Origin of the sequence: Kitasatospora sp. NPDC057223, from assembly GCF_042669755.1 — a bacterium.
GTDB lineage: Bacteria > Actinomycetota > Actinomycetes > Streptomycetales > Streptomycetaceae > Kitasatospora.
In genome coordinates this window covers 62,767-80,262 of record NZ_JBHUWW010000022.1, presented here as the reverse complement: position 1 = coordinate 80,262, position 17,496 = coordinate 62,767, and the positions used below count along the sequence as shown (strand labels likewise).

Genomic DNA, 17,496 nt, shown 5'->3' with positions numbered 1-17,496 from the left:
GCCCGACCGTCACGGTCGGGCCCTTCGGCGTACGGCGGGCGGCGCTCAGCTCTCGGCCGGCGCCTCGTCCGCCTTCTTCTTGTCCTGCGCGACACCCTCCTCGATCACGGCCTCCGCAACGGCGGCCATGGTCATCCGGCGGTCCATCGACGTCTTCTGGATCCAGCGGAACGCCGCCGGCTCGGTCAGCCCGAACTTCGTCTGCAGCACGCTCTTCGCCCGGTCGACCAGCTTGCGGGTCTCCAGCCGCTGCGTGAGGTCGGCGATCTCCTCCTCCAGCGTCCGCATCTCGGTGTAGCGGGAGACCGCCATCTCGATCGCGGGCACCAGGTCGCTCTTGCTGAACGGCTTCACGATGTACGCCATCGCCCCGGCGTCGCGCGCCCGGTCCACCAGCTCGCGCTGCGAGAACGCCGTCAGCATCAGGACGGGCGCCAGGTGCGCGGCGTGGATCTGCTCGGCGGCCGACAGGCCGTCCAGGACGGGCATCTTCACGTCCAGGATCGCCAGGTCGGGACGGAGCTCCTCGACCAGCTTCAGCGCCGTGGCACCGTCCCCGGCCTCACCGACGACGACATAACCCTCTTCTTCGAGCATCTCCTTCAGGTCGAGGCGGATCAGCGCCTCGTCCTCGGCGATGACAATCCGGGTGATCTGGGACGAATAGGTCTCAAGCGGCTCTGGCTGCTCGTCGGCGGTGCTCACGGGGCTCCTCGGTCCGGCGGGGTGCTGCATCAATGAGGGTACCTAGGCCCACCCGGTGGCACACACCCGGTATGCTCTGTCGGGACTAACCCCGCCGGGTTGGTGGAATGGCATACACGGATGTCTCAAACACATCTGCCCGAGAGGGCTTGCGGGTTCGAGTCCCGCACCCGGCACCCAGCAGGTCCGAATTGGGCGTTACAGCGAGAATCCGGTATTCACCACCTTGAGTGGAATGCTCGACTTTCCGCACCCCGTACCTGGACCCCCGCGCAGCATGTGCGGCATGACCGAGAACTCGATCCGCCAGCAGGCCGTTCTCCTGCTTCGCCAGGGGCGAAGGAACAGCGACGTCGCACGACTCCTCGGCGTCCCCGCAGGCACGGTCTCCTGGTGGAAGCACGAAGACCTCGCCAAACGGGGCGAGCTGCCGGGCCGGAAGCGCTCGACCTGCGCGAGCTGCTACAACGACCCGCTGTCCGGGGACGCGTACTCCTACCTGCTGGGGCTGTACCTGGGCGACGGGCACATCATCCAGCCCAAACAGCACCGGGTGCCGAACCTGGCCGTCACGTGCGACGACAATTGGCCCGGAATCATGAATTCGGTCGAAGAAGCCATGCGTCAGGTCCTGCCGAACAACTCACCCTGCCGGGTGCGCCGGATCGGCTGCCACGACGTCAAGGTCTATTCCAAGCACCTGCCCTGCTACTTTCCGCAGCACGGCCCCGGCAAGAAGCACGAACGCCTGATAGCCCTGGAGCCCTGGCAGCAACACATCGTCGACGCGCACCCCTGGGAACTGCTGCGGGGCCTGATCCACTCCGACGGCTGCCGGATCACCAACTGGGCCACCCGCACGGTGGACGGCGTCGTCCGCCGGCACGAGTACCCGCGGTACTTCTTCACCAACACGTCCGCGGACATCGTCCGCATCTTCACCGGCACGCTGGACGCCGTCGGCGTCGAGTGGAAGACCACCCGCCGGGCCGGTGACGCGGTCAACGTCTCCGTCGCCCGCCGGGCCTCCGTGGCGTTGATGGACGAGCACATCGGGGCCAAGTACTGACCGTGCGGCGCGGCCCGGTCGCCGGGGCCGCGCCGTACGGATCGGCTCAGTTGTCGAGTTCGCCGACGTGGTGGACGCGGACGAGGTTGGTGGAGCCGGCCAGGCCGGGCGGGGAGCCGGCGGTGATGACGACGATGTCGCCCTTCTGGCAGCGGCCGAGGCCGACGAGGGCGGCGTCGACCTGTTCGACCATCTCGTCCGTGGTGGGGGCGAAGGGGCCGAGGAAGGTCTCGATGCCCCAGGTGAGGGCGAGCTGGCTGCGGACGGCGGGCTCGTAGGTGAAGGCGAGCACGGGGATGGGTGAGCGGTAGCGGGAGAGGCGGCGGGCGGTGTCGCCGCTCTGGGTGAACGCGACGAGGTACTTGGCGTTCAGGAAGTCGCCGATCTCGGCGGCCGCGCGGGCGACGGCCCCGCCCTGGGTGCGGGGCTTGTTGGTGGCGGTGAGGGGCGGGAGGCCGGCGGCGATCCCCTCCTCCTCGGAGGCCTCGATGATGCGGGCCATGGTGCGGACGGTCTCGACGGGGTACTTGCCGACCGAGGTCTCGCCGGAGAGCATCACGGCGTCGGTGCCGTCGAGGACGGCGTTGGCGACGTCGGAGGCCTCGGCGCGGGTCGGGCGGGAGGCGTGGATCATCGAGTCGAGCATCTGGGTGGCGACGATGACCGGCTTGGCGTTGCGCTTGGCGAGCTTGACCGCGCGCTTCTGGACGAGCGGGACCTGTTCGAGGGGCATCTCCACGCCCAGGTCTCCGCGCGCCACCATGATGCCGTCGAAGGCGTCGACGATGGATTCGAGGTTGTCGACGGCCTGCGGCTTCTCGATCTTGGCGATGACGGGGAGGAAGCGCCCTTCCTCGGCCATCACCCGGTGGACCTCCTCGATGTCGCTCCCGCTGCGGACGAAGGAGAGCGCGATGAGGTCGGCACCGGTCTGCAGGGCCCAGCGCAGGTCGGCGACGTCCTTGTCGCTGAGCGCGGGCACCGAGACGGCGACGCCGGGGAGGTTGAGGCCCTTGTGGTCGGAGACCAGGCCTCCTTCGATGACGGTGCAGTGCACGCGCGGGCCGTCGACGCGGGCAACCTCCAGGCAGACCCGGCCGTCGTCGACGAGGATGCGTTCCCCGGGGGTGACGTCGGCGGCGAGGCCCTTGTAGGTGGTTCCGCAGATGTCGCGGTCGCCGGTGACGTCCTCGGTGGTGATGGTGAACTCGTCGCCGCGTTCGAGAAGTACGGGCCCTTCGGCGAACGTCTCCAGGCGGATCTTCGGGCCTTGAAGGTCGGCGAGGATGCCGACGCTGCGGCCGGTCTCGTCCGCGGCCTTGCGGACCCGGCGGTAGCGCTCCTCGTGCTCGATGTGGGAGCCGTGGCTCAGATTCAGTCGGGCGATGTCCATGCCGGCGTCGACCAGGGCTTTGATCTGGTCGTACGAGTCGGTGGCGGGCCCGAGGGTACAGACGATTTTTGCTCGGCGCATACTGCTGAGCGTAGGCATTACCCGTGCGTAACAACGACGTTCCGTCGGACGACCCGGTGACCGTTGCCGGAAGGTTCGTTGAACAATCTGACACATCGTGACTTTCAGTGCGCACAGTGCGAGTTGCCGTCGGCCTCCACCCCGGTCCGTGGCGTTTCTGATGCCGTTCCGTGAAGGCTTGTTCACCCCTGGTTCACCCCCTCGTCGGCCGCCGCTCCCGGCCCGGCGGGACGCTTCGGATCCGGAATGGATCGCAGGGCGAGGCCGAGGGGGATGCGTTCGCCATGAGACGTGTGGGCAGCGTGCTTGCCGCGCTGGTACTGCTGGGCGGGGTCGTGTTCGCGGTGCTGCACAAGCCGTCGTCCGGTCCGCAGCTGACCGTGGTCAAGGGCCTGATCGGCTCGGAGAAGCGGGAGTTCTTCGCGGACCCGGAGGTGATCGCCGAGTTCCGGGCCCAGGGGCTGCAGATCACTCCCCCGGACACCGTCGGCTCCTGGCGGATGACCGGGACCGACCTGAAGGGGTACGACTTCGCGTTCCCGGCGAGCCTGTCGCCGGCCCAGGTGATCAGTGCGAAGGAGAAGATCCCCGGCGAGCCGGTCCGGCCGTTCTACTCGCCGCTGGTGGTGATCGCGCACGCGTCCACCGCCCAGGTGCTGCGCAGCAACGGGCTGGCGGCGCAGCAGGCCGACACCGGCGTGTGGACGTTCAAGATGGACCAGTACCTGGCCGCGGTGCGGGCGGACCGTACCTGGCAGGAGCTGAAGGACACGGCCGGCCATGCGGAGTTGGCGGGTGCGGTGTACCTGACCACGACGGATCCGGCGACGTCCTCGTCGGGTGCGCTGCACCTGGCGGCGATGTCGTACCTGGCGAACGAGCGGCGGGTGGTCTCGGACGCCGGGGGGGTGGCCCGGGTGAAGGACCTGGTGCGCAAGGTGACGGCGATGCAGGGGGCGCAGAAGGTCAGCAGTGACGAGCCGTTCAAGGATTTCCTGTCGGGGGTGGGGAGTCCGCTGGTGCTGGTGTACGAGTCGCAGGTGGCGGCGCTGACGGCGCACGGGGGTTCGACGGGGGATCTGGTCGTGCTGTACCCGGACACCACCGTTTCGAGTGACCACACGGTGGTGGGCCTGAGCGACGCGGGCCGGCGGATGGCGGAGCTGCTGCGGGACAACCAGAAACTGCGGACGCTGGAGGCGAAGTTCGGGTTCCGTCCGCAGGCCGATCCGGCGGCGTTCGGCAGGGCCGTGCACGACGGGGCGGCGGCGACGGGTGCTGCGGGTGCCGCGGCGTCGGCGGGGCCGGTGTACGCGCCGGATCTCTCCGCCGCGGGGGTGCAGCAGGCGCCGGTGCCCGCTGCCGATGTGCTGGATCAGCTGGTCGAGGCGGCCAAGGGCGTGAAGGGGTGAAGGTGACGGGAACGGCGGCGAAGCGGACCGTGGCGGGGCGGGTCCTGCTGGCGGGGCTGGCGCTGGCGCTGGCGGGGTGCACCTCGGGCGGCGGCACCGCCGCTCCTACCCCGCCGGGCACCGGCTCGGCGGTGGCGACGGTGGATCCGGCGCCGCAGGCCGGGGTGCTGCGGGTGCTGGCCGGCAGTGAGCTGCAGGACATGGCGCCCGTCCTGGAGGAGGCGAAGAAGGCCACCGGGGTGAGCGTGCAGTTCGCCTGGACGGGTTCGCTGGACGGGGCCGAGGCGGTGGCCTCGGGCCGGGCGGACGGCAAGTACGACGCGGTGTGGTTCCCGTCCGACCACTATCTGCGCCTGGACGACGGCGGGAAGGCGAAGCTGCTCTCCGAGACACCGGTGATGGTGTCGCCGGTGGCGGTCGGGGTGCGGACGTCGGTGCTGGCGGAGCTGGGCTGGGGGGACGGCTCGAAGGTGTCGTGGGCGCAGGTCGGCGAGGCGGCGTCGGCGGGGAAGCTCTCGTACGGCATGTCGGACCCGTCGCGGTCCAACTCGGGGTTCTCGGCGCTGGTGGCGGTGGCCTCGGCGTTCTCGGGCGCCGGTTCGGCGCTGACGGACGCGGACGTGCAGAAGGCGGCGCCGTCGCTGAAGCAGTTCTTCGCCGGGCAGAAGCTGACCTCGGGATCCTCCGGCTGGCTGGCGCAGGCGTACGGCCGGGCGGAGCCGGGCCGGATCGGGGCGCTGGTGAACTACGAGTCGGTGCTGCTGTCGCTGAACCGGACGCTGCCGGCGGACGCCCAGCTGACGGTGGTGCGCCCGGTGGACGGCGTGGTGTCGGCGGACTACCCGCTGGCGCTGCTGGCGTCCTCGGGGCAGCGTGAGCGGGACTCGTACCAGCGGCTGACCGCGTACCTGCTGAAGGAGGACGTGCAGCGGCGGATCTCCGAGCTGACGTTGCGGCGGCCGGTGGCGCCGGGGGTCGCGCCGGCGGCCGGTCTGCCGACGGACCGGCGGCGGGAGCTGCCGTTCCCGGGCAGCAAGGCGGTGGCGGACGGGCTGCTGGCCTCGTACCAGAACGAGCTGCGGCGGCCTTCGCGGACGGTGTACGTGCTGGACACCTCGGGTTCGATGGCGGGTGACCGGCTGGCCGCGCTGAAGTCGGCGATGGGGCGCCTGACGGGGGCGGACGACACCCGGGGGGTGCGGCGGTTCCGGGACCGCGAGGAGGTGTCGCTGATCTCCTTCGCGTCGAAGGTGAAGTCGACGCGTACGCATTCGGTGCCGGAGCAGGATCCGCAGGCGGAGCTGGCCGCGATCGACGCGGACGTGCAGGCGCTGACCGCGCTCGGCGGTACGGCGGTGTACAGCTCGCTGGAGGAGGCCTACCGGGTGATCGAGCGCCAGCAGTCGACGGCGAAGGACGACCGGTTCACGTCGATCGTGCTGATGACGGACGGGGAGAGCAACGAGGGGGCGTCGGCCGGCGACTTCAAGGGGTTCTACCAGGGGCTGCCGCCTTCGGAGCGGGAGGTGCCGGTGTTCCCGATCCTGTTCGGGGACGCGGCGAAGGGCCAGTTGCAGGGGATCGCGGACCTGACGGGCGGGAAGCTCTTCGACGGCACGGGGTCGCTGGAGGGGGCGTTCGAGGAGATCCGTGGCTACCAGTAGGGGGTTCCTGGGGTATCTGGAGTCGGCCCGCAACCTGGCCGGCTGCGCGGGGGGCGCGGCCGGGCTGGTGCTGCACTTCACGGGGGTGGCGGGGCCGTGGTGGCCGGCGGTGGTCGCGGGGCTGTACGGGGTCGGGGCGCTGCTGGCACCCGGGCGCGGCCCGGCGGGGGGCGCCGGGGCCGAGGCTCCGGCGGCCGTGCCTGCTGCGGTGCCCGGCCCCGGCGCCGTACTCGTTCCCGCTCCCGCTCCCGCTCCCGCTCCCGCGAGGGTGCCCGTCCCGGCCCCGGCCGGCGCGCAGTTGCGGGCTGCGCAGTTGCGGGCCGCGCTGGCGGACCTGGAGGCGTACCTGGCCGATGCCGACCTGCCCTGGTCGGCCGGGGTGGACGAGTTGCTGGCGACGGCGGCCGGCCAGGCCCGCTCGCCGCGGGCCGAGTGGCTCCGGGCGGCCGAGCACGTGGTCGGCGAGCAGCTGCCGCTGGCGGTGGACGGGTACCTGCGGGCGCGGGCGTGGGAGCGCTGGGCGCCGGGTGGGGTGGATCCGGCGGTGGCGCTGGGGCGCGAGGTGCAGCGGATGGCCGCCGCTCTGCGGTAGTTGCCCGATCGGGCAGCGGGGGCTGCCCCGGTGGGGAGCCGGACGGACGTTCCCGCGCGCTGCCGGGCGGGACAGGCTGTGCAGTGCACCGGAGCCGCCGCCGAGGAGGCATCGGTGTGCCTGCCACGGCGCCCGCCGCCCCGGGCGGTGGGCCGCTCCGGCCGTCCGCGGGCCCACTTCCCCCGGGGCCCGCGGAGCCGGTCAACGGCGCACCCGGGGCGGTTCCGGGTGGTGGGCGGTGAGCGTCCCCGCGGCCGCCGGTTCCGCTGCGACCGCCGAAGACAGGAAGAGCCCGACCGTGACCCTCCCCCAGCCCGGCACCGGTCTTCAGTTCCGGTTGCAGATCAGCGGCATCGACCTGGGTGACTTCACCGCGTGCAGCGGGCTCGGCGCCCGGGTGGAGCTGGAGCAGCGGCCCGGGGCCGAGGATGCGTTCCCGTCGCAGGTGCCGGTCAGGTTCAGCTACACCAATGTGACGCTCTCCCGGCGGCTGACCGCGGACACTGCGAAGGTGTCGCGCTTTCTCGCGAAGCTGCCGGCCCAGGTGGCCCGGAGCAGTGCGCGGATCACCGCGGTGGCACCGGAGGCGGCGGCCGAACCGGTGCTGGCGACCTGGGCGCTGCGCGAGGTGGTCGTGGTGCGCTGGACGGGCCCCTCGTACGACCCGGCGGGCGCCGGGGCGGCGACCGAGAGCATCGAGCTGGCCCACCAGGGGTTTCTCTGAGGAGGGGTGAGCCGGTCGTGCCCGGCCGGGTTCACTCCGGGGGCGGGTCCGGCCGCTCGAAGCGGCCGGCCAGTTCGGCCCGCCGCCGGATGCCCAACTTGCGGAAGCTGTTGGTGAGATGGGTCTCGACCGTACGGACGGCCAGGTGCAGCAGAGCGGCGATCTCGGCGTTGGAGTGGCCGGCGACGGCGAGGCGGCAGATCCGCTGCTCGCTGCCGGTGAGGGCGGGGGCGCCGGTGTGGCAGTCCTTGGTCGGACGGGCTCCCCACTCGTGCAGCAGGTCCTCGGCGGCGGAGCGCAGCCGGACGGCGCCGAGCCGCTCCGCCCGGGTGGCCGCCTCACGCAGGGTCTGGCGGGCGGCGGCCCGGCGGCCGGCGGCGCCGAGCAGCCGGCCGTGGGTGATCAGGGCCGGGATCAGCTCCGTGTCGACGGACGCGTCCCGCAGGAGTGCCACCGCTTCGGCGGCCAGCGCCAGCCCCTGCCGGCCGCCGGTGGCGGAGCCGAGGGCGCGCATGGCCCGGCCGATCGTCCGGGGGGTGCCCCAGATCCGGGCGAGCCGCAGTTCCTCGGTGGCCAGCGACACGGCCGGGCCGGGCAGGCCGAGCAGGACCTGGCAGTCGGCGGCGGCGGAGCGCCACGGTGTCACGATCGGGCTCTCCACCTGCCGTTCCCGCTGGCGGCGGCCGCACTCCAGCAGGTCCTCCAGGGCTGTCGCCGGCCGGCCCGAGGCGAGCTGGAGCAGGCCCCGGGCGTACAGGTACTCGTTCCACTCCCAGGAGCCCTGGGCCCCGCCGGCCTCGGCGGAGCGGGCGAGTTCGCGGGCCTGCGCCAGGCGTCCGCTCTCGGTCAGCGCGATGACGGCCTGGGCCACCAGGTGGGCGTTGCCCTGCGCCAGCAGGGCCCGGTGGCCGGCCGCGGGATCCCCCGTGTCGTCCGGCAGCCCGCACTCGTCGAGCAGCCGGCCGTACTCGCCGCGCATCACCCGGCTCTCGGCCCGGACGCTCAGCAGGCACTGGTAGCCGGGGTGCAGCAGCGGGCCGCGGTACGCGGCCATGCCCTCGCGGACCAGCCGGTCGGCCTCGGGGAGCTGCTCCGTCCACTGGGCCAGGGTGGCGGCCGAGGCGAGCACGTAGTGCTGGGAGAACGGGTCGGGCGGGGCGCTGCACAGCTCCTGGACGCGCTCGGTGACCTCGGCCGCGGACAGCACGCCGCTGGTCGAGTCGAACTCGGTGAGCAGCGCCCGGGCGGCCGGCGCGATCCGGGGTGTGCGGGCGATCCGCCGCAGGCCCTCGACGACCTGCAGCCAGCTGTCCCCGTCGTGGGAGGAGATCAGGGCGGCGGCGGCCTGGACGGCGCGGGTGAGGTCCTCCCGGTCGGCGAACCGCTCGGCGAGCTCCTCCAGTACTTCGAGGGCGGCGGCGGTCTCGCCCCGGGCGGCGAGGGCGGCGCCGAGGGCGTTGGCCGCGGTGAAGACCCCTTCGTCGGAGTGCTGGAGGTGCACCGCCTCGGCCAGGTGGCGGATGCCGGCGGCGTGTCCGGCCGCGCCCAGGGCGACTTCCAGGCAGCCGAGTTCGGTGAGGGTGGCGCCCCGGCGGCGGGTGGGGAGCGGCTCGTCCAGGGCTCGCCGCAGCAGCTCGGCGGCGCGCTGCGGCCGGTCTTCGCGCCGGGCGGCGCGGGCCGCGCCGAGCAGCGCGTCGGCGGCCCACCGTTCGCCGACCGCCGGGGTGTGCAGCAGGTGTCCGGCGACCAGGTCGTCCGGGTCGCCGCGCCGGTGCAGCAGCAGGGCGGCGGCGCGGTGCACCTCGGCGCGGCGGGCGGGCGGGCGGCCGGCCAGCAGGGCCTCGCGGAGCAGCGGGTGGCCGAACCGGGGCCACCGGCCGTCCTCGGCGGTGGTGAGCAGGCCCTGCGCCGTGAGGCCGGCCAGCCAGCCGGCCAGCCGGCCGGGGTCGCCGCCGGTGAGTTCGGCCAGCTCGGCGGCGGGGCCGGCCGGGTCCGCGCTGCGGTGGCCCGCCAGCTGGGCGAGGGTGCGGGCGGCTTCGGCGGCGTCGGGGCCGGCGTTGTGCAGCCAGAGGTCGACCGCGTCGAGGAAGGTTCCGGCGGGGAGTCCGGCGCTGGTGGCGGGCAGGGTGTCCGGGGTGGCGGGCAGGGCGTGCAGGTCGGTGAGCAGGGCGTCCAGCAGCAGCGGGTTCCCGCCGGTCGCGCGCAGGCAGTCGTCCAGCAGCGGGCGGGGTACGGGGGCGCCCAGGCGCCGGTGGGCGAGTTGGGCGGCGGAGCGCGGGCCGAGCGGGCCGATCCGACAGGACTGTGTGAGCGGGGCGGCCAGGGTGCGGGCGAAGCCGGGTACGGGGGCGCCGGGTCCGGGCAGGCGGGGTTCGGTCACGGCCAGCAGGACGGGCAGCCGGTCGATCCGCCGGCAGACCTGGTGCAGCCAGCGCAGCGAGCGGGTGTCGGCGAGCTGGACGTCGTCGACGGCGAGCAGCAGCGGGCGGTGGGAGGCGTGCAGGAGCAGCAGGTCCCAGAGGTCGGCCTCGGGGTCGTGGCCGGTGTCCGGCGGCAGTGCGGCGAGCCCGGTCGCGCCGGGTGTGCGGGCGGCCAGGCCGCGGGACCGCGCCCCGGGGTTGAACAGTTGCCGGGCCGCGGCGTACGGACTGTCCGACTCGTCCGCCGAGCATCGTGCCCGCAGGACGGTCATGCCCTCCGCGGCCTGCCGGGCCGCGACGGCGGCGAGCAGGGCGCTGCGCCCGCTGCCGGGGGCGCCGGTGAGCAGCAGGACGCCGCCGTGGCCCTGGCGGGCGCGTTGCGCCATCGCGGCGGCGCGGGCGAGCGGCTCCTCGCGCTCGGCCAGCCGGGGTGGTGCGGCCGGCGGCGTGCGGGCTCCGGGGGGCGGGCCGGCGGGGGCCTGGGACGGGACAGCGTGCAGGCCGGGGCGCCGCCCCGGGGCTCCGGCGCCGGCGGCGGCCCGGCCGCCCGTACCGGTGCCGGTGCTCGTGGCCGTGCTGGTGGCCGTGTTCGTGGGTCCTGCGGTGGCGGCGCTGGTCATCGTGCTCCCCTCTGCCGAGGCGCCGGGTGAGGACCGGGCCGGACGAGCGTCTACTGCCCCGACGCGGCCCGGGGTCCTGACGTTGCATCACCCCGCCGGTCCGCGCTGTGAGCTTCGTCGCACCGCCGGTGACGGCCCGCCCGATCTCGTGGTGCACCACGATGGCCGGGCGGGCCGGTGTGCGGGGAGCATGGGTGCGGGGGTCGGGGCGCCATCTGCCCGGGTCCCTTCCACATCGTGGGCCCGCTCCACTGTCAGGCGCATGCAGACAACTCTCTCAGCAGCAGCGCAGCCGGGCGGAGGCGGGCCGGGCATCAGGAGGGGGACCTATGACTGTCCTGCAGGCCGAGAGCGCCGTCAGGTCCGACAGGCGGGGCGACGTACGGGTCGATCTGCACGGCGGCGCGACGGGAGCCGTCAACGGCGGTGCGGCCGGTGCCGGGCGCGCCGCGGTCCGCGGCGGCGTCCGGGTGGGGGTGCGCCCCGGCGTCCGGATTCCGGTGGTGGTCCACGCGGCGGATCCGATCTCGCGGGCGGGCGCGGCCAGCCAGCTCAGGCAGTGCGCCGCGGTGGAGCTGACCGACGAGCCGCCGGCGGGGCCGGGGGCGGTCGCCGTGCTGCTGGCCGAGACCGTGGACGCGACGGTGACCGCGGCTCTGCGCAGGCTGGTGCGGGGCGGCGACACCCGGGTGGTGCTCGTGGTCGAGCGGATGCGGGAGGCGGAGCTGCTGGAGGCCGTCGAGTGCGGGGTGGCGGCGATCCTGTGGCGGCGGGAGGCGACGGCCGCCCGGCTGGGGCAGGCGGTGCTCGCGGCGGCGCGGGGCGACGGTGACCTGCCGGCCGACCTGCTGGGCCGGCTGATCGTCCAGATGGGGCGGCTCCAGCGGAGCGTGCAGGGGCTGCCGGGGTTCACCCCGCCGGGGATCTCGGAGCGGGAGGCCGACATCCTGCGGCTGGTGGCGGAGGGGTGGGACACGTCGGAGATCGCGGCGAAGCTGTCCTACTCGGAGCGGACGGTGAAGAACGTGCTGCACGGGCTGACGACCCGTCTCCAGTTGCGCAACCGGGCCCACGCGGTCGCGTACGCGCTGCGCGAGGGCTACATCTGACCGGGCCCGTGGTGCGGCGGGCGCCGGCCGGTGCCCGCCGTCATTGCGGGGTCGCCAAGATCTCACCTGTTGGAAACGTCCGGGGGCTATCGGGGCGGGGTCGTGACGGGGCAGACTTCTACGCGCGTTCCTCTACGCGCGTCACTTCCGTTGACGGTCCGTCTGCAGTCCCCCTGGAGTCGTTGATGCCCCTGAACCGCCGTGACTTCGTCACCCGCTCCGCCGTGACCGCCGCCGGAGCCGCCCTGGCCGGCGGCGTCTCGGCCGCCGCCGCCTCCCCCGCGGCCGCCGCGGGCGCCGACCAGCGGGGTGCGCAGGACCGGAAGAAGGCGAAGAAGGAGGCCTTCACCGTGATGGGCACCACCGACCTGCACGGCCGGGTGCTCAACTGGGACTACTTCACCGACGCGGTCTACGCCGACAAGGCGCACAACGACGTCGGCCTCGCCAAGATCTCCACCCTGGCCAACCAGGTCCGCGAGGAGAAGGGCTGGGACCGCACCCTGCTCATCGACGCGGGCGACATCATCCAGGGCACCCAGCTGACGTACTACTACGCCCGGGTCGACCCGATCGCCACCGACGCGGACACCGCCCCCGAGCACCCGATGGCGCTCGCCATGAACCTCATGGGCTACGACGCGGCGGCGCTCGGCAACCACGAGTTCAACTACGGCATCCCGACCCTGCGGGCCTTCGAGGAGCAGCTGGAGTTCCCGCTGCTGGGCGCGAACGCGCTGTACGCGAAGAACGAGAAGCCCGCGTTCAAGCCGTACATCATCAAGGAGCTGCACCTCGGCCACGGCCGCCCGCTGAAGGTCGGCATCCTGGGCCTGACCAACCCGGGCATCGCGATCTGGGACAAGGCGAACGTCGCGGGCAAGATGGTCTTCCCCGGCATCGTCGAGATGGCGAAGAAGTACGTCCCCCGGATGAAGGCCGCGGGCGCGGACATCGTCGTGGTGTCGGCGCACTCCGGCATCGACGAGGCGACCACGTACGGCGACCAGCTGCCCTGGCCCGAGGACGCGTCCGGCGAGATGGCCGCGACGGTCGCCGGCATCGACGCGGTGCTGGTGGGCCACACCCACAAGGAGGTGGCCCAGCGGCTGATCGTCAACAAGGAGACCGGGAAGACGGTCGTGCTCTCCGAGCCGCTGTGCTGGGGGCAGCGGCTGACCTGCTTCGACTTCGAGGTCGAGTTCGACCAGGGCGGGTGGAAGCTGGTCACCCTGACCTCCCGGGTGCTGAACTCCAACACGGTGGCGGAGGACCCGGAGATCGTGGACGCGATGTCCGGGCAGCACAAGAAGGTGGTCGAGTACGTCAACCAGGTGATCGGCACCTGCAAGAGCGAACTCTCCATCTCCGAGGCGCCGTTCAAGGACACCCCGATCATCGACCTGATCGGGCGGGTGCAGGCCGACACGGTGCGGGCGGCGCTCGCCACGACCGCGTACGCGAGCCTGCCGGTGCTGGCGCAGGCCGCGCCGTTCAACCGGACGGCGCTGATCCCGGCCGGCGAGGTGAAGCTCCGCGACGCGGCCGGGCTGTACATCTACGAGAACACCCTGGAGGCGCGCGTCCTGACGGGCGCGCAGATCAAGGACTACCTGGAGTTCTCGGCGAAGTACTTCGCGCAGCTCGCCCCGGGCGCGCCGGTGGACGTCGCCACGCTGACCAACCAGCAGGCCACGCCGGACTACAACTACGACTCGGTGTACGGCGTCTCGTACGACATCGACATCTCGCAGCCGGTCGGCTCGCGGATCGTCAACCTGTCGTACGAGGGCACGCCGGTGGACCCGGCGGCGCAGTTCGTGCTCGCGGTGAACAACTACCGGGCGAACGGCGGCGGCAACTTCCCGCACGTCGCGGCGGCCAAGGTGGTGTGGGCGGACTCCAACGAGATCCGCAACACGATGATCGCCTGGGTGAAGGCCAAGGGCGTCATCGACCCGGCGGACTTCGCCTCGGTGTCCTGGCGCCTGGTGCGGGCCGGCACGCCGGTGTTCTAGCCGGTCCTGGCGGGAGCAGCCCCGGGCCGCACGGGCGGCCCGGGGCTGCCGCGTTCCCCCTCGGGGGAATCGGCTGGCGGCGGGCCGTCCCGGCGCGGCAGCATGACGGGATGAGCGACACGATCACGCCCCGGCCGCACTACGCCGCCACCGCGGCCCGCCCGCAGTGGACCGACCTGCCCGCGCGGGTCAGGGCGACGGTCGGGCACCGGCTCGGCGGGGCGGCCGAGGCCGCGGCGAGCGCGGGCGGCGGCTTCACGCCGGGGTTCGCCGCACTGGTGCGGGGGCCGTCGGGCCCGGAGTTCGTCAAGGCCGTCGACGCGGTGGCGCACCCCCTGATCGCCGACTGCTACCGCCGGGAGGCCGAGATCAACCGGGCGCTGCCGCCCGGGGTGCCCGCACCCCGGCTGCGGTGGAGCGAGGAGTCCGCGGGCTGGGTGGTGCTGGGCTTCGATCCCGTGCCGGCCGGCCGGATGCCGGCGGATCCCTGGCGGCCCGAGGAGCTGGCGGCCACCCTGGACGCCTGCGCCGCGCTCGCCGAGGCGCTCGCCGAACCGACCCCCGAGCTGCTCGCGCTCGACCTCCTGCCGCTGCAACCGGCCCCCGGCGAGGCCGACTTCGACGCCTGGCGGAAGCTGGCGGGCGGCGGCCCCGGGGCGCGGCTGCTGCCCGCCTGGTTCCCGGCCGGCCTGATCGACCGGCTCGCCGTACTGGAGAGCGGCTGGGTCGCGGCCACCGCGGGCGGCGCCGTGGTGCACGAGGACCTGCGGCGGGACAACGTCGTGCTGGACGGCGCCGGCCGCGCCTGGATCTGCGACTGGAACTGGCCGCGCCTGGGCGCGAGCTGGTTCGACCTCACGCTGCTGCTGGCGACCGCCCACGCGGACGGCCACGACGCCGACCGGCTGTTCACCGCGCACCCCGCCGCCCGGGGCGCGGCCCCCGAGCAGCTCGACGCGGCGCTGGCCGCCCTCCTGGGGTACTTCCTGACCGAGGGCGCCCGGCCCGACCCGCCGTCGGGCTCCCCCGTGCTGCGCCGCCACCAGACGTGGAGCGGCGAGGTGGTGCTGCGCTGGCTGGCGGGCCGGCGCGGCTGGCGGCTCTGACGCCCCCCTGCCCGGCCCGCCCTCCTCCGAGGGCGGGCCGGGCGGGGACGGGCCGGGCACGGCGGCACGGCGGCACGGCCAGAACGGCCAGAACGGTCAGAACGGGAAGCGGCTGCGCCCGTGCTGGATGGAGATCCACTTCACGGTGGTGAAGGCCTCGACGGTGGACTCGCCGTTCAACCGGCCGACGCCCGAGTTCTTCTCGCCGCCGAAGGGGACGATCGGCTCGTCGTGGATGGTCCCGTCATTGATGTGGATCATGCCGGTCTCGATCCGCTGGGCGAGCCGGACGCCCCGCTCGATGTCCGCCGTGTGCACCGCGCCACTGAGCCCGAACGGGGTGTCGTTGGCGATCCGGACGGCCTCGTCCTCACCGTCGAAGGGCACCACCAGGACGACGGGGCCGAAGAGTTCGCGCTGCAGGATCGGCGCGTCGACGGCCAGGCCGCCCAGCACGACCGGGTCCATCAGGGTGCCGACGGTCCGGCCGCGCAGCAGGGCGGTGGCGCCCTCCTGGACCGCCCGGTCGACCTCGGCGGTGAGGGACTCCGCCTGGTTGGCGTTGATCAGCGGGCCGATGTGGGTGGCCGGGTCCTTCGGGTCGCCGACCTTCAGCGAGGCGATCTTGGCGACGAAGCGCTCGGTGAACTCCTGCTCGACGCTCCGGTCCACGAGCACCCGGTTGGCCGCCATGCAGACCTGGCCCTGGTGGGCGAACCGGCTGAACACGGCCGCGTCGACGGCGTAGTCGAGGTCGGCGTCGTCCAGCACGATCAGGGCGCTGTTGCCGCCGAGTTCCAGGACGGTCCGCTTGAAGTGCCCGGCGGCCACCGTGGCGACGTGCCGGCCGACCCGGTCGGAGCCGGTGAAGGAGATGACCTTCGGAACGGGGTGTTCGAGGAACGCGTCGCCGATCTCCGCGATGTCGGTGACCACGACGTTGAGCAGGCCCGCGGGCAGCCCGGCCTCCTCGAAGATCTTCGCGATCAGGGTGCCGCCGACGATCGGGGTGTTCTGGTGCGGCTTGAGCACGACGCCGTTTCCGAGCGCGAGCGCCGGGGCGACGGCCTTGAGCGACAGGAACAGCGGGAAGTTGAACGGGCTGATCACGCCCACCACGCCGACCGGCAGCCGGTAGAGGCGGTTCTCCTTGCCGTCCACCGGCGAGGGCAGGATGCGGCCCTCGGCACGCAGCGAGAGCTGCATCGCCTCGCGCAGCATGTCCTTGGACAGGGCGAGTTCGAACGCCGCCTTCAGCGCGGTGCCGCCGAGCTCGGCGATGATCGCCTCGGTGATCTCCTGCTCCTGCGCCTCGACGATGCGCAGCGCGCGCTCGAAGACCAGCCGGCGGGCGTACGGGTTGACCTGGCTCCAGGCCTTCTGGGCACGCTCGGCGGCGCGGTAGGCGTCGTCGATCTCGGCGGTGGTGGCGACGGTGATGGTGGCGAGCTTGTCGCCGCTGAACGGGTCGATGTCGACGATGTCCCAGGAGCCCGAGCCCGTTCGCCACTCACCGTCGATGTACTGCTGCGACAGTTCCGTAAAGTAGGACATCTGATCCCTCTCAGCGCGACAGCCCGAGTGATCAGATTATCTGACCCGCCATCACCATTGAGACGGATCAGAGCTCCTGGCGAACCGTTCGCAGGAGTTTCAGCGTCTGTTCCGGCGCCAGACTGTCCGTGACCAGCCGGTCCATCGCCCGGCCGTACTCGGCCACCTGGTCCGGCTTGTCCAGGTACAGGGCGCTGGTGAACTGCTCCAGGTACACGACCTCGGGCAGCTCCGGCTCGGGGAAGCTCAGCATCGAGAAGGCCCCGCCCTCCGCCCGGATCCCGCCGAAACCCAGCGGCATCACCTGCAGCACCACGTTGGGCAGTTCGGCGACCTCGGTCAGCCGGTCGATCTGGTCGCGCATCACGGCCGCACCGCCCCACGGCCGGCGCAGCGCCGCCTCGTCGATGACCGCCAGCAACTGCGGCGCCCGCCCGCCCGTCAGCAACTCCTGGCGCTGCACCCGCACCTCGACCCGGCGCTCGATCTCCTCCGCCGGAGCGGTCTGGTTGCCGAGCGCGATGACGGCACGCGCGTAGTCGGCGGTCTGCAACAGGCCGTGGATGAACTGCACCTCGTAGCTGCGGATCGCCGAGGCCGCCTCCTCCAGGCCCAGGTACGTCTGGAACCAGGCCGGCAGCACGTCACCGTACGGGTGCCACCAGGACGCCGCGTTGGCGTCGGTGACCAGACCCAGCACCGCCGCCCGCTCGGCGTCGCCGGCCACGCCGTAGAGCGTGAGGAGGTCGGCGACGTCCCGCTCCTTGAAGCTGACCCGCCCGAGCTCCATCCGGCTGATCTTCGACTCGGAGGCCCGGATCGAGTACCCGGCCTCCTCCCGCGAGACGCCGCCGGCCTCGCGCAGTCGGCGCAGCTGGGACCCCAGCATCAGGCGCCGCACCGTCGTCCCGCCACCGGTCTGCGTAGTGCTCATGCTCGTGAACCTCCGCCGTTCGCGCCGCCCCCGGTTCTCCGGGCAGTCTGCCACCTGGCACTGACATCCGGTACCGAATCCGTGGACCCTACCGC

The 17,496-nt window shown here is 73.2% G+C and carries 13 protein-coding genes and 1 tRNA gene; 9 read left to right on the top strand and 5 right to left on the bottom strand.

From position 1 onward, the window contains the following. Positions 1–45: 45 nt before the first annotated feature. Positions 46–735, bottom strand: coding sequence for an ANTAR domain-containing response regulator (locus ACFUK0_RS11690; protein ID WP_380248751.1), 690 nt, complete (start codon positions 733–735; stop codon positions 46–48). Positions 736–798: 63 nt separating this feature from the next. Between ACFUK0_RS11690 and ACFUK0_RS11685 the strand changes: the two genes are divergently transcribed. Together ACFUK0_RS11685 and ACFUK0_RS11680 are read left to right on the top strand one after the other, a co-directional pair. Beyond that, positions 799–881 (top strand) — tRNA-Leu (locus ACFUK0_RS11685). A 110-nt stretch (positions 882–991) separates the two neighbouring features. Next, positions 992–1,774 carry a helix-turn-helix domain-containing protein gene (locus ACFUK0_RS11680; protein ID WP_380248749.1) on the top strand — a complete coding sequence of 261 codons (783 nt, stop codon included), beginning with the start codon at positions 992–994 and terminating at the stop codon, positions 1,772–1,774. A gap of 46 nt (positions 1,775–1,820) precedes the next feature. On the opposite strand, the gene pyk is transcribed toward ACFUK0_RS11680, so the two are convergent. Further along, the gene (pyk, locus tag ACFUK0_RS11675; protein WP_380248747.1) at positions 1,821–3,248 is read right to left on the bottom strand and encodes a pyruvate kinase; all 1,428 of its coding nucleotides are present in this window, start codon (positions 3,246–3,248) and stop codon (positions 1,821–1,823) included. Positions 3,249–3,532: 284 nt separating this feature from the next. Between pyk and ACFUK0_RS11670 the strand changes: the two genes are divergently transcribed. From ACFUK0_RS11670 to ACFUK0_RS11655, 4 genes are all read left to right on the top strand, one after another. Continuing rightward, complete coding sequence (locus ACFUK0_RS11670; RefSeq protein ID WP_380248745.1) at positions 3,533–4,660, top strand: hypothetical protein; 1,128 nt, start codon at positions 3,533–3,535, stop codon at positions 4,658–4,660. A 2-nt stretch (positions 4,661–4,662) separates the two neighbouring features. After that, complete coding sequence (locus ACFUK0_RS11665) at positions 4,663–6,324, top strand: VWA domain-containing protein (protein ID WP_380248743.1); 1,662 nt, start codon at positions 4,663–4,665, stop codon at positions 6,322–6,324. Beyond that, positions 6,311–6,916, top strand: coding sequence for a hypothetical protein (locus ACFUK0_RS11660; protein WP_380248741.1), 606 nt, complete (start codon positions 6,311–6,313; stop codon positions 6,914–6,916). The genes ACFUK0_RS11665 and ACFUK0_RS11660 overlap by 14 nt, the downstream gene beginning before the upstream one ends. 298 nt (positions 6,917–7,214) lie before the next feature. Then, positions 7,215–7,640: a phage tail protein gene (locus ACFUK0_RS11655; RefSeq protein WP_380248739.1), complete on the top strand. Its 426-nt coding sequence runs from the start codon at positions 7,215–7,217 to the stop codon at positions 7,638–7,640. A 31-nt stretch (positions 7,641–7,671) separates the two neighbouring features. Here ACFUK0_RS11655 and ACFUK0_RS11650 read toward each other — a convergent pair whose 3' ends face one another. Next, on the bottom strand, positions 7,672–10,680 hold the full coding sequence (locus tag ACFUK0_RS11650; protein WP_380248737.1) for an AAA family ATPase: 3,009 nt from the start codon (positions 10,678–10,680) through the stop codon (positions 7,672–7,674). A gap of 329 nt (positions 10,681–11,009) precedes the next feature. Here ACFUK0_RS11650 and ACFUK0_RS11645 point away from each other — a divergent pair, with 329 nt between their 5' ends. The 3 genes from ACFUK0_RS11645 to ACFUK0_RS11635 all read left to right on the top strand — a co-directional run bounded on the left by ACFUK0_RS11645 (position 11,010) and on the right by ACFUK0_RS11635 (position 14,913). After that, positions 11,010–11,789: a LuxR C-terminal-related transcriptional regulator gene (locus tag ACFUK0_RS11645; RefSeq protein WP_380248735.1), complete on the top strand. Its 780-nt coding sequence runs from the start codon at positions 11,010–11,012 to the stop codon at positions 11,787–11,789. A 185-nt stretch (positions 11,790–11,974) separates the two neighbouring features. Then, complete coding sequence (locus tag ACFUK0_RS11640) at positions 11,975–13,807, top strand: bifunctional metallophosphatase/5'-nucleotidase (protein ID WP_380248733.1); 1,833 nt, start codon at positions 11,975–11,977, stop codon at positions 13,805–13,807. A 110-nt stretch (positions 13,808–13,917) separates the two neighbouring features. After that, positions 13,918–14,913: a phosphotransferase gene (locus ACFUK0_RS11635; protein ID WP_380248731.1), complete on the top strand. Its 996-nt coding sequence runs from the start codon at positions 13,918–13,920 to the stop codon at positions 14,911–14,913. A 96-nt stretch (positions 14,914–15,009) separates the two neighbouring features. Here the strand turns inward: ACFUK0_RS11635 and ACFUK0_RS11630 are convergent, their stop codons facing one another. Next, entirely contained in the window at positions 15,010–16,467 is a 1,458-nt protein-coding gene (locus ACFUK0_RS11630) for an aldehyde dehydrogenase family protein (RefSeq protein WP_380248729.1), read from the bottom strand. Positions 16,468–16,534: 67 nt separating this feature from the next. After that, a complete protein-coding gene (locus ACFUK0_RS11625) occupies positions 16,535–17,401 on the bottom strand; it encodes a helix-turn-helix domain-containing protein (protein WP_380248727.1) in 867 nt (288 codons plus the stop codon). Positions 17,402–17,496: the final 95 nt, after the last annotated feature.

Excerpts from the sequence above, each read along its gene's own strand:
- ACFUK0_RS11650 (WP_380248737.1), bottom strand. The coding sequence starts at position 10,680 with ATGACCAGCGCCGCCACCGCAGGACCCACGAACACGGCCACCAGCACG.
- ACFUK0_RS11630 (WP_380248729.1), bottom strand. The coding sequence starts at position 16,467 with ATGTCCTACTTTACGGAACTGTCGCAGCAGTACATCGACGGTGAGTGG.
- ACFUK0_RS11680 (WP_380248749.1), top strand. The coding sequence starts at position 992 with ATGACCGAGAACTCGATCCGCCAGCAGGCCGTTCTCCTGCTTCGCCAG.
- ACFUK0_RS11640 (WP_380248733.1), top strand. The coding sequence starts at position 11,975 with ATGCCCCTGAACCGCCGTGACTTCGTCACCCGCTCCGCCGTGACCGCC.
- ACFUK0_RS11635 (WP_380248731.1), top strand. The coding sequence starts at position 13,918 with ATGAGCGACACGATCACGCCCCGGCCGCACTACGCCGCCACCGCGGCC.
- pyk (WP_380248747.1), bottom strand. The coding sequence starts at position 3,248 with ATGCGCCGAGCAAAAATCGTCTGTACCCTCGGGCCCGCCACCGACTCG.
- ACFUK0_RS11645 (WP_380248735.1), top strand. The coding sequence starts at position 11,010 with ATGACTGTCCTGCAGGCCGAGAGCGCCGTCAGGTCCGACAGGCGGGGC.
- ACFUK0_RS11670 (WP_380248745.1), top strand. The coding sequence starts at position 3,533 with ATGAGACGTGTGGGCAGCGTGCTTGCCGCGCTGGTACTGCTGGGCGGG.
- ACFUK0_RS11690 (WP_380248751.1), bottom strand. The coding sequence starts at position 735 with ATGCAGCACCCCGCCGGACCGAGGAGCCCCGTGAGCACCGCCGACGAG.
- ACFUK0_RS11625 (WP_380248727.1), bottom strand. The coding sequence starts at position 17,401 with ATGAGCACTACGCAGACCGGTGGCGGGACGACGGTGCGGCGCCTGATG.